This window comes from Stenotrophomonas sp. TWI169 (genome assembly GCF_039674705.1).
In the GTDB taxonomy this organism is placed as follows: Bacteria; Pseudomonadota; Gammaproteobacteria; order Xanthomonadales; family Xanthomonadaceae; genus Stenotrophomonas; species Stenotrophomonas maltophilia_P.
This window is the reverse complement of sequence record NZ_JBDJOB010000004.1, coordinates 199,565-213,878: the sequence shown is the minus strand read 5'-3', so window position 1 is coordinate 213,878 and position 14,314 is coordinate 199,565. Positions and strand designations below refer to the sequence as shown.

Below are 14,314 nucleotides of genomic sequence, written 5' to 3'. Positions count from 1 at the left end.
TGCGTCATGACCGCAGCCGCTCCAGCAATCCCGGCAGCCATTCCGGCTTGAACACGCAGGAAGGCTGCTCTCTCATTTCCTCTGCGCGCCACCACTTCCAGTCTGTGATCGTGGCGTTCTCCTCTTCTGTCCAGCCGTCACGTCGAATGGCTGGCTGTACCGGAGCGTGAACCAGAAAATACGTCTCCAGCCATCGCGCGGGTGTCGAACGGGCGACCGCATAGACGGCGTCCCTTTCCTCAACGAGCCTGCCGATCTGCAGGTTCAGTCCGGTTTCTTCCCGGAGCTCGCGCCGCGCCGCGTCCAGATAGCTTTCGCCCGGCAGAAGTTCACCGCCCGGGGTCGCCCAGAAGGGGGCGTGGTGTTCGTCGTGGTACCGGAACAGCAGAAGCCTTCCGTCTTCATCGACGATCACCAGGCGCGCCGATCGTCTGGTCTCCATGATTTCCTCCGTCTGTCGATGCCCGCTGGACCGCACACGATAGGCGAAAGCTCAAGAGATGAAAAAGAACATGCGCAGCTGCTTCATGCCGCAGTCACGGCGTGCGGGCCCTTGGCGGAACGGGCGACGAGGCTTGGCAAACGTCGGTGGATCGGCCAAAGTTCGGGCTTCATGTCTCCTCATGCGCGCGGCCCATGACACGCCTGCTCATCATTGAAGACAATCCTGAGCTGGTAGCCAATCTGTATGCGTTCCTGGAACCACTGGGCTACGTGCTGGACGATGCGCGGGACGGCGCCAGCGGGCTGCGCCGCGCGACGGAGAACGACTATGACGCCGTTCTGCTGGACCTGATGCTGCCCCGCCTCGATGGGATGACGCTGTGCCACAGGCTTCGGCAGGAGTTCCAGAACCCCATACCGATCCTGATGCTCACCGCGCGCGACCAGGTGGACGACCGGGTGCAGGGCCTTGCCCTGGGCGCGGATGATTACCTGGTCAAGCCGTTCTCACTGGCCGAGCTGGATGCCCGCATCAAGGCCCTGGTACGTCGAGCCCAGGGCCGGCAGGTGGACACGGTGATCGCGTGGCAGGAGCTGCAGGTGGATACGCGCTCGCCGCAGGCATGGCGGTGCGGCAAGGCGATCAGCCTTACGCCGACGGCCCACAAACTGCTCGTTTCACTGGTGCGGGCGGCGCCGGCCGTCGTGCGCAAGCAGGAGATGGAGTACCTGATCTGGGGTGACGAGCCGCCTGACAGTGGCGCGTTGCGAACGCATATCCACGAGTTGCGCCTGCAGGTGGATCGGCGCTTCGACTACCCGCTCATCGCAACGGTACACAGCGTAGGCTGGCGTCTTTCCAACCCCGCGCCCGGGCAACCGGAGTAGGTCATGCCGACAGGACCGACGGCGTGGACGTCGATCTATCAACGGATGTCGCTGCGGACGCGCATCACGGTGTCCTTCGTGCTGCTGATGGCCGGAGCCATGTGCTTCATCGCCGTGGTCGAGCTCGTCGACTATGACGAGGTACGCGCCTCGGCGGTCTCACGGGCGCAGGATGGCGAGGTGCGCAGGCTGGAGGATGCGATCCGCCTTGGATCACCACGCGTGGTCACGCAGGACAGTCAGCTCTATGACGAGGAGAACGTGCCGACCGTGCTGCGCCAGTATGGTCCCGGTTACCACGGCGAGCCCGCACCCAACGAGTGGCACCTGCGGGTGTTCGACGTCGAGGGCAAGCGCTACTACCTGCTCCAGGACGGCGAGCACTATGCCTACCTTGAACACCTTATCAATGCCTTCGCCGCACTGGTCATCCTGACCTGCGTACTGTGCGCCTACTGGATCGGGCGACTGACGTCGGCCCACGTCATCGCTCCGATCACCCGACTTTCCGAGGCGGTGCAGCGCACATCCAAGCCGTTCCCGTACCAGGACGCGCGCGACGAAATCGGCGTTCTTGCGCGTGCCTTTGCCCAGCATAGCGATGAGCTGGAGCGGTTCCTGCACCGCGAGCGGTGCTTTGCCGGAGACGCCAGCCACGAGCTGCGTACGCCCTTGGCCATCATCGCTGGCGCGGCCGAGACACTGCTTCACCAGTTGCCGCCCGACAGCCATCTGCTGCCCAGCGCCGACCGCATCCTGCGGACCACACAGGAGATGCAACGCCAGCTGACCTGCCTGCTGCTGCTCTCCAGATCCCCTGCGAGCCTTTCTCTGACCGACGTCCCGTTGCGTGCCATTGTCCAGGAGTGCATGGCACGCTGTGCACCCTGGCTCGCAGGGAAGCCCATGACACTGCGGCTGGATGCACCAGAGGAGGTCACTGTGGTCACCCATGCGGAGCTGGCGCATTGCGTCGTATGGAATCTGCTGCGCAACGCCTGCCAGTACACCGACAGGGGCGAGGTCCGCATCACCCTGCGGGAGGGCGAGCTGGCCATCGCCGACACCGGTCCGGGCCTGCCCCCGACCATCGACCCTGCCCAGTTCAGCAGGTTCCTTCCCAGCGCACGCCAGGATGGCGAAGGGCTGGGGCTGTCCATCGTGCAGCGCGTGGTAGAGCACCTTGGGTGGCAGATGAAGGTGGAGACATCTGCTCAGGGGTGCCGATTCCTGCTTCACCTGTCCTCGCCGCAAGCGCGTGCCTGACACTTTGCTGACATTGCCAGCCACATTCTGGCCACCTTTTCATGGAGAGGCAGGTCAACAATGCAGCAGCAGCACGCACCGCAGGGTGACGGCAAGTACCGACACGGCAGAACCGGATTCCGACGCATCCTGCACACCCTGATTCACTCACGCGACGGTTTCATCGCCACATTCCGCGGGGAGGCAGCATTCCGCCAGCTGCTTGTCCTGCACGGCCTGCTCATGACGATCGCCTGTGTGCTGGACATCAGCGCGGTGGAGCGTTCCGTGATGCTGGCCGTCAGCCTGCTGAGCCTCGTGGTTGAACTGCTCAACTCGGCCATCGAGGCGGTGGTCGATCGCATCTCGCTCGAGTACCACCCCCTGTCAAAGAACGCCAAGGACATGGGCAGCGCTGCGCAGACCGTGGTGCTTGTGATGGTCGCGCTGGTATGGGCGGTGATCCTGCTGGGTCCGCATCCGCAGCTGACAACTTCCTGATGAACGCGTCCAGATACTGCGCGCCTCTCTGGCTCCGCAGGATCTGCACGTGCGCGATTGCTTCACGTGGCATCGGCCACATCCGGTAACGCTTGTCTGGCTCTCGGCCGCGTTCTTCGCAACGGCGGGCAACATGGCCCTCTGGAAGAGCCTGTGGTCCATCGTGGAGATCCATGGCTTTCGCAGCGCACTGTTCATCGGCTCGTTGCCATTGCTGCTGTTCTGCCTGTTCAACCTCCTGCTGACACCCGTCGGGATGCTGCCCTTGCTGCGCAAGCCGCTTCTGGCGCTGCTGCTGATCGTCAGCAGCGCCGCCAGCTACTTCATGCTGCATTACGGCGTACTGATCGACAGAAGCATGGTGCAGAACGTGCTGGAGACCAATCAGGCCGAGATGGCTTCCTACTTCTCGCTCCCGCTGGTGCTGTCCGTCCTCCTGCTGGGCGTGCTGCCCTCATGCATCCTGCTGCTCATGCGGACGGGCAATCACGGCCGTCCGCTGCGATCCTCCCTGGTGTGGCTGGCAAACGTTCTTGCCACGATGATGGTGCTCGTCACCATTGCGTTGGGCTTCTACAAGGACTATTCATCGCTGCTGCGGAACAACCGCTATCTGAGGGAACAGGTACTGCCACTGAACATCGTGCGGCACACCTATGGCCATCTCGGCAGCAGCCACCGCGCCCGTCTCCAGCCGCTGCGCACCTTGGCCGACGACGCCGTGCGTGCACAGGGCCCCCGACCCCGGCTGGTGATCCTCGTCGTAGGGGAGACCGCCCGATCCCGGAATTTCCAGCTCAACGGCTACGACAGACCCACCAACCCGATGCTGTCGCGCAAGGACAACGTCATCAGCTTCCAGAGCGTATCGTCCTGTGGGACCGCCACCGCGATCTCCCTGCCGTGCATGTTCTCATCCATGCCGCGCACACGGTTCGATGCGGAGAGGGCCGCGTCGCAGGAGAACGTCCTCGACATCCTGAGGAAGACCGGTGTCGACGTGGTCTGGCGTGACAACAACAATGGCGGCTGCAAAGGCGTGTGTGCGCGGGTGCCGACGGATTACATGGGACAGTTGAAGGTCGACAGCCTGTGTACCAACGACGATGGCACGTGCCTTGACGAAATCCTCCTTCACGGGCTGTCATCGCGCATCGAAGCCATGCAGGGCGACGGCCTCGTCGTTCTGCACCCGCTGGGCAGCCATGGCCCCACCTACTTCCAGCGATACCCCGCAGACGCCCGTGTCTTCAGTCCAACCTGCGACAGCAACCAGATCCAGAAGTGCAGCAATGAAGCGCTGGTCAACACGTATGACAACACGCTTGTCTATACCGATCGCATGCTCGGCAGTGCGATCGACCTGCTGCAGTCCTACTCGGACGACCGCGATGTGGCCCTGATCTACGTTTCCGACCACGGTGAGTCACTCGGCGAGCACGGCCTGTACCTGCATGGAACGCCCTACCTCATCGCGCCACAGGAGCAGACCCAGGTGCCCATGATCATGTGGTTCTCCGCGCAGTTCGCCTCCCATGCAGGACTGGATCCTGCGTGCCTGCGCCGCGATGCGGCTACGCGGGTGTTCAGCCATGACAACCTGTTCCACTCACTGCTGGGCCTGTTCCAGGTCAGTACCACCGAGTATCACGCCGGGCTGGATGTCTTCGCCGGATGCCGCGGGCCATCAGCGGGGTCCGCTCCTCGCGCGATCGCCTGCCCCGCTGCGCGAGGCACCTCTGCCCCGGGCAGCGACGGCTGCCAGACGGCGACTGACGAGACCGTAGAGGTCCTGCAGTTCGGCCGAACGCTCGGCGGTGGTATTGCTGCCGAACATGACCCGCGCGAGCGCGACTTCCTGGGTGTCCGCAGGAAATCGCAGGCGGGTGCGGTAGACCGCCTGCAGAACCAGCCAGGCCCGCCGCAGGCCCCCGCCGGGTAGGGGGCGGACAAGACGCTCATAGACCTGCCAGAACTGATATTCGGCGTCGAGATCGACCCCGGGCACAGCGCAGGGCGCGGGTCGCGGGCATGCTCGGACGCCCGGACGGATCGGTGGTTGGGCGGAATCGGACTGGGCCATGCCAGGAAGCATGACGCGGCAACATTGTGTGAACCTTGCGTCGACGCAGGAGACGGCCTACCGCCGCGGACCCTACCGCAGCACGAAGCGCTCGATCGCGCGCGCCACGCCCTCGTCGGCATTGGTGGTGGTCTCGAAGCGCGCCACGGCCTTCACCGCATCGATCGCGTTGCCCATCGCCACGCTGGTGCCGGCGTACTGCAGCATGGTCAGGTCGTTCTCCTGATCGCCGATGGCCATGACGTTGGCACGGTCGATCCCCAGGTGCTCCGCCAGTTTCTGCAGGCTGGGGCCCTTGCCTGCACGATGATCGAACACCTCCAGGAAGAACGGTGCGCTCTTCAGCACCGCGAAACGCTCGGTCAGCTCACTGGGCAACCGCGCAATGGCCGCATCCAGTACCTCCGGCTCATCAATCATCATCAGCTTGATGAAGGACATGGTGGGATCCATGTCGGCCACTCGGCGGTACGACAGCGGCATGCGCGAGAGGTGCGAGTCGGCCACCGTGTAATAGCTGATGTCCTGGTTGGGCGTGTACATGCGCTGGCTGTCCAGCGCCTGGAAGTGCACGCCCAGTTCGCGCGCCACCTGCTCGCAGAACAGGAAATCGTCGAAGCTGAGCGGGTACTCGACCACCGTTTCACGCGTGCCGATGCGCTGCACCAGGCCGCCGTTGCAGGCGATGCAGTAGTCGTCGTTGCCATCGATGCCCAGTTCGTGCAGGAACGGCGCCAGGCCGGGGACCGGGCGGCCACTGGTCAGCACGATGTGCACGCCCAGCGCGCGCGCCTGCGCGATAGCCTGCTTGGCGCGTGCGGTGAGCGCGTGGGTGGGATCCAGCAGGGTGCCATCCATGTCGATGGCGACCAGTTCGACGGTCGATTGCCTGCGGCCCATGTCCATTGCGTTCAACTCATGCGGGGCACGCCAGTTTACCCCCTCATGCCCGGTTCACCTCTTTGCCCACGTTGGCCGGGATACTGCCAGAGCCTGTGCGTCCCACACCGCAGGACGGCCCGTTGACCGCCCTTCCCTGGAGAAGCTTGCGACGCATGACCTACCGTGCCCCCGAAACCAACGACAGCGCCCCCTTGGCCCAGCAGATCGAGCAGATGATCGACGAGCTGCCCGGTGACCAGGTCAGCGTCGGCACCTTGCTCGGCGCGCTGGGCGATGAAGGCCTGCTGCTGATCGTGATCCTGCTCTCGGCCATCTTCATCATTCCGGTGTCGATTCCCGGGCTGAGTACCGTATTCGGTGCCTCGATCCTGCTGATCGGCCTGAGCCGGGTGCGCAACCGCCCGCTGTGGGTGCCCCGGAAGCTGGCCCGTCGCGAGATCGCCACCGACAAGCTGAAGGCCAACCTTGGCCGCGCACTGAAGTGGGTGCACCGCATGGAGCGCCTGTCGCGACCGATGCGGCTGGCGGTGATGGTGCGCTCGAAGAAGATGATGCGCCTGAACAACCTGGCCCTGATCGTGGCCACGCTGCTGCTGATGGCGCCGGCCGGGCCGATTCCCTTCAGCAACACGCTGCCGGCACTTGCCCTGATGTCCTTCGCCATCGGCTTCATCCAGCGTGATGGCGCGGCGGTGGCAGCCGGCTATGCCTTCCTTGTCGCCACGGTTGCGTACTTCGGCGTGCTGCTGGGCGGCGTCGGGTTTGCGGCCGAATCGGTGTTCAGCGGGTTCCGCAGCGGTACCACGGAACTGTAGAGCCGAGCCCACGTTCGGCTGCTCTTCGACCTGTACGCGGAAACCCAGCGCTGCGCGCGTAGGCCGAGCATGGGCTCGGCCCTACAGAAGCCAGATCCAGAGCAGTCGAGCATGGCTGGACTCTGCAGAGCTACCTGGCCGACACACGCCACACCACATCGCCGACGTCGTCGGCCACCAGCAGGGCGCCCTCGCTGTCGATGGCCATGCCCACCGGTGCGCCCCTCAATGTCTTCTCGTCCTCCGAGGCAAAGCCACTGACCACGGTCTGCGGACGTCCCGTCGGCCTGCCATCCTTGAATGGCACATACACCACTTCATAGCCGCTCAGCGGAGAGCGGTCCCAGCTGCCATGCTCGCCGATGAAGGCGCCGCCGTGGTACTTCGCCGGCAGTGCCTGGCCGGTATAGAACAGCAGCCCCAACGGTGCCACGTGCGAACCGATGGCGTAGTCCGGGCGGATCGCTTTGGCCACCAGATCCGGCCGCTGCGGCTGCACACGCTCGTCCACATGCTGGCCGTAGTAGCTGTACGGCCAGCCGTAGAAACCATGTTCCTGTACCGAGGTGAGATAGTCCGGCACCAGGTCGGCGCCGATCTCGTCACGTTCGTTCACCACTGCCCACAGCCTGCCGGTGCTGGGTTCCCAGTCCAGGCCGGTGGGGTTGCGCAGGCCGGAGGCATAGATGCGGCTGCCGCTGGTCGCCACGTCCACCTCCAGCACCACCGCGCGCCGGTACTCGATGGCCAGGCCGTTTTCGGTGATGTTGCTGTTGGAGCCCACGCCCACGTACAGCTTGCTGCCATCGCGGCTGGCCAGCAGATCCTTGGTCCAGTGGTGGTTGACGGTGCTGGGGAGGTCGGTGAATTCGCTGCCCTTGTCGGACATGCGCGTTTCGCCGGGCACGTACTGGTACTTCATGATGTTGTCGGTGTTGGCGACGTACAGCGTGTCGCCGATCAGGGCGATGCCGAATGGCGAATGCAGGCCCTCGATGTAGACGTGCTGGGTCCATGTGGCAGTGCCGGGCGCGCGCCGCAGCAGCGTGACCCGGTTGCCTCCCTTGCCGGCCTTGCCCGAGCGCGCCTTCACCTTGCCGGCAATCCATTGCTTGGGGGTGGTGACCGGCTCGGTGCCCGGGCCGTTGCCTTCCACCACCAGCACATCGCCATTGGGCAGGGTCAGCAGGCGGCGCGGGTGCTGCAGGTTGGCAGCGATGCGCTCGATCTTCAGTCCGTCGGCCACCGACGGCGCCTGCCCATCGGCCCAGCCCACCCCGCGCGGTACCTGCATGGGCGGCATCAGGTAGTTCTCCGGCGCCGGCAGCGGCGGATGCGCACCGGATTGTTCGCTGGGGTGATATTCGGCTTTGCCGGCACACGCCGACAGGATTGCGGCCAGGACCAGCCCGCCTGCAGCAGGCACGATGCGATCAACCATGACGGCCTCCTTGCAGCACCGGCGGCTGCAGTGACAACAGGACATGGCCAAGACCGATCAGTGCAACGGTCAGCGCCGACAGGATCGTGCCGGGAACGGCCACCGCATACGCATCACGGCTGTGCACGAAGGCGTTCCAGATGGCCAAGGCGACCGCCACCAGATTGAGCAGGAAATCGAGACGGTCGATGCGCGTGGCAGTGTTGCCCCGGCGCCAGACGGCGAACAGGTTGATCAGTCGCGGCACGATGGCGATGAGCAGGCCGAACGTGATCAGCCACGCCGCGGATTTGCCCCACATCACCTCGGCAGAGTTGAGGTAGATGGCATCGAAGATGAGGGCGCCGACGAAGAAGCCGAACGGGATCGGGTTCAACAGGCTGAACAGCGTCGTGCCAAGGCCACGATGGGCCTGGGCCAGCGGATTGACCATCGTCCTGCTCCATTGCGGGGAAGTGCAGGGGCCTTGGTAGCACAGTCGGTGGTGAAGGCGCGCGATGAGCCTTCGGTTCTGCGACGAGGCCAGGCTCGGCCTTACAACAGGAATGCGCAGTCGTCATTACCACGGGGCATGAGTGTTTGTGACGCAATCGGCACATCTGCAGATTGCTGCCGTGAAGAGGTAGGGGGTTCTCAGTTGTGTCGCGTTTGGCTCGTTGCGATGGGGCAATTCCGTCCCGCCGTCCTGCCAGGCCGATTCACAACAGAAGGATTCGTGTATGAAGCGACACACGCACCACTCCGCGCCACCGCGCTCCGCGCGGCTGGCCCTGGCCACTGCGCTGGTACTGGGCAGTTTGGCCGTGACCGCCCAGGCCCAGCAGGCCGATCCGCTGGCCGGCATCCAATGGCATCTGCTCAACACCGGGCAAGCGGTACAGGGCGACACGCGCCCGGTTGCCGGCAATGATCTGAACGTGGATGGGCTGTTCCGCAATGGCATCCGCGGCGAAGGAGTGATAATCGGCATCGTCGACGACGGCCTGCAGATCGCCCACCCGGACCTGGCCGCCAATGTGGCAGCCGTGGCGGGCAAGAACTTTGCCAACAACTCCAACAACCCCTCCCCCTCCGCTCCGGATGTGGACAATCACGGCACCATGGTCGGCGGCATTGCCGGCGCGGTGGGCGCCAACGGCGTGGGCGTGCGCGGCGTGGCCCCGGCGGCCACGCTGAAGGGCTTCAACGTACTGGCCTCCGATGCAAGCGGCAGCCAGACGGCCAACATCGAGTACTCGTGGTGGGACGGCGCCGAGGCCGCCGACGTGCAGGTGTTCAACAACAGCTGGGGCGCAGGCCCGGGCAACCCGAACCTGCCGTTCGCGTTCAGCGAGAACGACATCCGCGCGTACGAGCAGGCGCTGTCCGGCACGCGCGGCGGCAGCGGCGGCATCTACGTGAAGTCCGCCGGCAACAACTTCAACAACGCATCGATCAGCCAGACGCAGGATGTCTGCACCACCGACACCAAGAACCGCGGCACCGGCTGCGTGCCTGCCGGCCGCGACCCCCGCAACAATCTGTTCAATGTGATCACCGTGGGTGCGGTGCGCGCCGACGGCGTGCGTTCGTCCTATTCGTCCACCGGTGCCGCGCTGTGGGTGTCCGCATTCGGTGGCGAGTACGGCTGGCAGCGGCAGGTCGTCCCGGGCCAGCCTGCCGTCCGCTACGATCCGGCCATCGTCACCACCGATGTCACCGGCTGCGCGCAGGGCAGCAACAAGAACACGAGCCTGCGCAACACGCTGGACGGCAATCAGTCCGCTGTCGACAACACCTGCAATTACACCGCCAAGATGAACGGCACCTCGGCCTCGGCGCCGATGGTGTCGGGCGTGGCGGCGCTGGTGCTGGAAACCAATCCGAACCTGACCTACCGCGACGTGAAGTACATCCTGGCCACCACGGCGACCCGCAACCATCCCAACCAGCCTGCCGTGACACTCGCCGATGGACGCACGCTGGTGCCGGGCTGGACCGTCAACGCTGCAAACCGGGCCTACAGCAACTGGTACGGCTTCGGCGTGGTCAACGCAGCGCGCGCGGTGGAGGTCGCAGAGAACTTCCAGTCGCTGGGCCCGCTGGTGGACAGCGGGTGGCGCAACACCACGCGCCGGGTCGCCATCGGCAACACCTCCGCTGCGGCAGCGCGGCTGACGGTGCAGCTGGCCAATGTCGCACGCAACATCGAATCGGTGCAGCTGGGCTTTCGGGTGAATCACAGCAACACCCGCCAGCTGCAGTTCGTGCTGGTTTCACCCAGCGGTACGCGCAGCGTGGTGCAACCGGCGTTCACCTCGATCGGCTCCGGCCTGTCGGGTTCCGTGGCGATCCAGCGCAACTTCACCAGTTGGGACCTGCTGTCCAGCAACGCCTTCCTGGATGAGACCGGCAACGGCACCTGGACCCTGGAAGTGACCGACATGGGGCAGTCCGCGAACGCAGCGTCGCGCGGCAGCCTCGAATTCTTCAAGATCCGCGTTCTGGGGCACTGATGATGAAGACGACAATTCTGCTGACCACCCTCGCCGTCGCGGCGATCTCCTCTACCGCCTGGGCGCAGAGCTCGACCCAGGCCCCCACAGCCCGGAGCCTGTCTGCCGTGGACGCACAGGAACTGAAGGCCAGGGCCACGGGCCGCGCGTTCAACGTGGGCGCGACCCGCTTCCAGCTGGCGCCGTCGGCTACCGTGCAGCAGGCCAAGGGCGGTGAGTTCCGCATCACGCCCTCGACCGACGCACCGGCGCCCGCCACCGGTACCCGCAGCAAGCGCTCCACCGACGCCAGCAGCACCGGTGCCGCTGCACGTCTGGATGCTGGTGCCGGCAAGTTCGCCGCCGCCGTTTCAAGCGACGGCGCGCCGGTGGTGGCCACCTCCCGGGTAAAGGTCTTCTTCACCGATGCAGCCTCCGCACAGCGCGCGGCAACGGCCACCGGCGGCACCGTGGTGAAGGTGTCCAAGGCCTCCGGCCGTGCGATCGTCGAGTACCCATCGGTGAACGCCGCACTGGACGCGACCACACGACTGCTGTCGACCGCCGGCATCCGCGCCGCCGAGCCCGACGTCGTGCAGTGGGAAGAAACCAAGTAAGGCGGTAAAGCGTTGTGTGGTATCCCCGGCGGGCCGGCTCTCCCGGCCGGCCGGGGACTTTGCCGGAGTCGACCGGCGGCCCGGTTCTCTCCCCATGTCAGCCATCCACTGCGCAAGAACTGCTAAGCGCAGCGGCAGCCGATCCGCTACTGTGCCGGACAGTGCAGCGGGGATGGCGGGATGAGCGCGGCAGGCAAGGCGTTGTGGTACATCGAAACCCATGCGGGCCGTCCGCTGGCGTTGGCCGATATCGCGGCAGCCGCTGGCCTGTCGCCCTTCCATCTGTCGCGTCTGTTCCACGCGCGCATCGGCACGTCGGTGATGCGCTACCTGCGCGGCCGCCGCTTGAGCATGGCAGCGCAGCGGCTGGCCGACGGCGCCGACGAAATCCTGCCGGTGGCGATGGACGCGGGTTATTCCACGCATGCCGCGTTCACCCGTGCCTTCTGCGAGCAGTTCGGGCAGACCCCCGAACGGGTGCGCGAGTCCGGCACTGCGGATCTGGTCCTGGTGCAGGCTGCGCGCGTGGACGACATTCCCACCGCCTGCAGCGTGGCACCGCGCCTGCTCGACACGCCTTCGTTCCAGGTGGCCGGAATCGGCATGCGCCACACCCGCCACAGCAGTGGCGCCATCCCCGGCCAATGGGCGCAGCTCAACCGGGAATGGCCCAAACCCGCACCGGTCAGTTTTGGTGTATGCCACGACAGCGATGACGACGGCGGATTCACCTACCTGGCCGCATTGCCCAGCGCCGCGCTGACCTCGATTCCAGCACATTGGCAGCGCCTGCAGATTCCCGCGCGCCGCTATCTGGTGGCCTGGCATGACGGCCACATCTCGTCCATCCGCGCCACCTGGTTCTGGTTGCTGGATCACTATCTGCCCACCTCCGGATTGAGTCTTGCCGCGGCGCCGGACCTGGAACGCTACGACGCCCGCTTCGACGAGCACAGCGGCAATGGCGGTGTGGAGATCTGGCTGCCCGTGGACCCCCACCCCTGATGAATGCAACACACTGAAAGGAGTCGTGCGATGCGCTTGATGCACCTGCTGCTGGGCCTGGTCCTGATTGCCCCCGCGTCGCTCGCCGGCGTCCCCGGCAGTGGCCTGGCCGGCGAACACCAGGCGGTGACCACCGTGGCCAGCGCTGCGGTACGCGACGCGCAGCAGCGCGATACGCTTCGCTACACCGTCTGGTATCCGGCTATGGCGGGCAGCAGCGAAGTGCCACTGCGTATCGGTCCGCCCGATGCACCGTTGTTCGTGGTGGGCCAGGCGGCGCCGGAGGCAGCCATTGCCGGTGGCCGCCTGCCGACCTTGCTGCTCTCGCATGGCAACGGCGGCAGCGCCCGCATGATGGGCTGGCTGGGCACCGCGTTGGCGCGCGCTGGTTATCTCGTGATCGCCGTCGACCATCCCGGCAACAACGGCGTGGATGAATTGACCCTGCAGGGCAGCATGCTGAGCTGGCTGCGTGCGGATGATCTGCGCGCCGCATTGGCCGCCGTGCAGGCCGATCCCAAGCTGGGGCCGCACGTGGATGCGGAGCGGATCGGTGTAATGGGCTTCTCGGCCGGAGGCTACACGGCCCTGCTGGCGGCGGGAGCGCGACCGGACCTGCGGCGGTTGCGTGACTTCTGCGAAGCCCATCCGGATGACGGTGTGTGCCAGCCACAGAGCGAGGCGCCGTCGCACACCCTGGAGGCTCGCAAGGCCGCGGCGGCGGCGGCGGATCTGGCGCCGTGGATGGCCCACGCCGATGATGCCCGCCCGGTCCCGGGTGTGCGCGCCGTGTTCCTGATGGCACCGGCGATCATGCAGGCGTTCCCGCCCCAGCAGTTGCAGGCGCTGCGGCAACCGGTGTCGATCATCCAGGGCGCGGCGGACACGGTCGCTCCTGCAGCCACCAACGCGGAGGTCGCCAAGGCGTCCATCGCGGAGGCGAGACTGGATGTCCTGCCCGGTGTCGGCCACTACGACTTCCTGTCCGAATGCACGCCGCTGGGCCAGCAGCGACTGCCCGCCCTGTGCAGCAGCCAGACGCCAAGAGCGCAGACGCATGCACGCACCGTGGCGGAGGCGCAGCGGTTTTTCGAGGCCGCCCTGAAGCCGCGACCATAGCGCTTCGCGACGCCCGGTTGCACGGATGAAGACGCCGCGCGAAGGCCCGTGCCACTACACTGTCAGCGCACGCTTCGAGGCGGAGAGACCATGCGTCTGTTGCATCTCACCCTGCCGGTATCCGACGTCACCGGGGTGGCGGCCTATTTCCGCGATGTGTTGCAGCTGCCGGTCAGCGGCAACCGCATCCACATCGGCTGGAGCACGATCGAGCTGCGGCTGGCCGAGGACGTCGCGGTCGGCGGCGTGCACCTGGCCTTCAACGTGCCGGACAACCGTTTCGCGGCCGCCATGACCTGGCTGCGCGAGCGTACGCCGCTGCAGCGCAACCCGGCAGGACTGGACTACTTCGCGCTGGAAAGCAGCTGGCAATCGCAGTCGGTGTACTTCACCGGCCCGGATGGACTGATCCTGGAGCTGATCGGCCGGCGCCGGCTTCCGTGCAGTCCGCAGGAGGGCGCCTTCCATGGCAGTGAGATGACCTGCCTGAGCGAAGTCGGCCTGCCCAGCCACGATGTCGATTCGGCGCGCCTGCGGGCAGCCGGGCGCTTCGGCCTGCAACCGATCAGCGCGCCCTCGGCCCAGTTCGCACCGATGGGCGATGACGAGGGCCTGCTGATCGTCGTTGCCGCCGATCGCCGCTGGTTCCCCGAACAGAAGGACCTGCCCAACGCACGGGGATTGCAGGTGCTGATGGGAGATGTACCCGCGGGCGAGCTGCGGGATATGGAACTGGGCTGGGAGGTACGCGCCGTACCGCATCGGCGGGGCTGAACGGG

14 protein-coding genes are annotated in these 14,314 nt (G+C 65.9%); 10 read left to right on the top strand and 4 right to left on the bottom strand.

All coding sequences use genetic code 11. From position 1 onward, the window contains the following. Positions 1–4: 4 nt before the first annotated feature. Positions 5–442, bottom strand: coding sequence for an NUDIX domain-containing protein (locus ABE543_RS05145; protein ID WP_340044322.1), 438 nt, complete (start codon positions 440–442; stop codon positions 5–7). 194 nt (positions 443–636) lie between these two features. Here ABE543_RS05145 and ABE543_RS05140 point away from each other — a divergent pair, with 194 nt between their 5' ends. The 4 genes from ABE543_RS05140 to ABE543_RS05125 are packed head-to-tail and all read left to right on the top strand — an operon-like array spanning position 637 to position 5,020. Beyond that, the gene (locus ABE543_RS05140) at positions 637–1,332 is read left to right on the top strand and encodes a response regulator transcription factor (RefSeq protein WP_053518144.1); all 696 of its coding nucleotides are present in this window, start codon (positions 637–639) and stop codon (positions 1,330–1,332) included. A 3-nt stretch (positions 1,333–1,335) separates the two neighbouring features. Further along, complete coding sequence (locus ABE543_RS05135) at positions 1,336–2,598, top strand: HAMP domain-containing sensor histidine kinase (protein WP_346475389.1); 1,263 nt, start codon at positions 1,336–1,338, stop codon at positions 2,596–2,598. A gap of 60 nt (positions 2,599–2,658) precedes the next feature. Then, positions 2,659–3,078 (top strand): diacylglycerol kinase, encoded by a 420-nt coding sequence (locus ABE543_RS05130; protein ID WP_346475388.1) that lies wholly within the window; start codon positions 2,659–2,661, stop codon positions 3,076–3,078. A 49-nt stretch (positions 3,079–3,127) separates the two neighbouring features. Continuing rightward, the gene (locus ABE543_RS05125; RefSeq protein WP_346475387.1) at positions 3,128–5,020 is read left to right on the top strand and encodes a phosphoethanolamine--lipid A transferase; all 1,893 of its coding nucleotides are present in this window, start codon (positions 3,128–3,130) and stop codon (positions 5,018–5,020) included. 213 nt (positions 5,021–5,233) lie between these two features. Here ABE543_RS05125 and yidA read toward each other — a convergent pair whose 3' ends face one another. Continuing rightward, complete coding sequence (gene yidA, locus ABE543_RS05120; protein WP_065174342.1) at positions 5,234–6,067, bottom strand: sugar-phosphatase; 834 nt, start codon at positions 6,065–6,067, stop codon at positions 5,234–5,236. A 149-nt stretch (positions 6,068–6,216) separates the two neighbouring features. Here yidA and ABE543_RS05115 point away from each other — a divergent pair, with 149 nt between their 5' ends. Next, the gene (locus ABE543_RS05115) at positions 6,217–6,879 is read left to right on the top strand and encodes an exopolysaccharide biosynthesis protein (protein ID WP_346475386.1); all 663 of its coding nucleotides are present in this window, start codon (positions 6,217–6,219) and stop codon (positions 6,877–6,879) included. A gap of 130 nt (positions 6,880–7,009) precedes the next feature. Here the strand turns inward: ABE543_RS05115 and ABE543_RS05110 are convergent, their stop codons facing one another. Together ABE543_RS05110 and ABE543_RS05105 are read right to left on the bottom strand one after the other, a co-directional pair. Beyond that, positions 7,010–8,320, bottom strand: coding sequence for a sorbosone dehydrogenase family protein (locus ABE543_RS05110; RefSeq protein WP_322522814.1), 1,311 nt, complete (start codon positions 8,318–8,320; stop codon positions 7,010–7,012). Next, positions 8,313–8,753 (bottom strand): DUF2231 domain-containing protein, encoded by a 441-nt coding sequence (locus ABE543_RS05105; protein ID WP_053518153.1) that lies wholly within the window; start codon positions 8,751–8,753, stop codon positions 8,313–8,315. The genes ABE543_RS05110 and ABE543_RS05105 overlap by 8 nt, the downstream gene beginning before the upstream one ends. Positions 8,754–9,039: 286 nt before the next feature. Here ABE543_RS05105 and ABE543_RS05100 point away from each other — a divergent pair, with 286 nt between their 5' ends. The 5 genes from ABE543_RS05100 to ABE543_RS05080 all read left to right on the top strand — a co-directional run bounded on the left by ABE543_RS05100 (position 9,040) and on the right by ABE543_RS05080 (position 14,309). Further along, the gene (locus tag ABE543_RS05100) at positions 9,040–10,815 is read left to right on the top strand and encodes a S8 family serine peptidase (protein WP_346475385.1); all 1,776 of its coding nucleotides are present in this window, start codon (positions 9,040–9,042) and stop codon (positions 10,813–10,815) included. Then, entirely contained in the window at positions 10,815–11,411 is a 597-nt protein-coding gene (locus ABE543_RS05095) for a hypothetical protein (RefSeq protein ID WP_053518156.1), read from the top strand. The genes ABE543_RS05100 and ABE543_RS05095 overlap by 1 nt, the downstream gene beginning before the upstream one ends. 180 nt (positions 11,412–11,591) lie before the next feature. Next, entirely contained in the window at positions 11,592–12,416 is an 825-nt protein-coding gene (locus ABE543_RS05090; RefSeq protein WP_263176280.1) for an AraC family transcriptional regulator, read from the top strand. Between the two features lie 30 nt (positions 12,417–12,446). Beyond that, positions 12,447–13,535 (top strand): alpha/beta fold hydrolase, encoded by a 1,089-nt coding sequence (locus tag ABE543_RS05085; protein WP_346475384.1) that lies wholly within the window; start codon positions 12,447–12,449, stop codon positions 13,533–13,535. Positions 13,536–13,625: 90 nt separating this feature from the next. Beyond that, complete coding sequence (locus ABE543_RS05080) at positions 13,626–14,309, top strand: VOC family protein (protein WP_346475383.1); 684 nt, start codon at positions 13,626–13,628, stop codon at positions 14,307–14,309. Positions 14,310–14,314 lie beyond the last annotated feature (5 nt).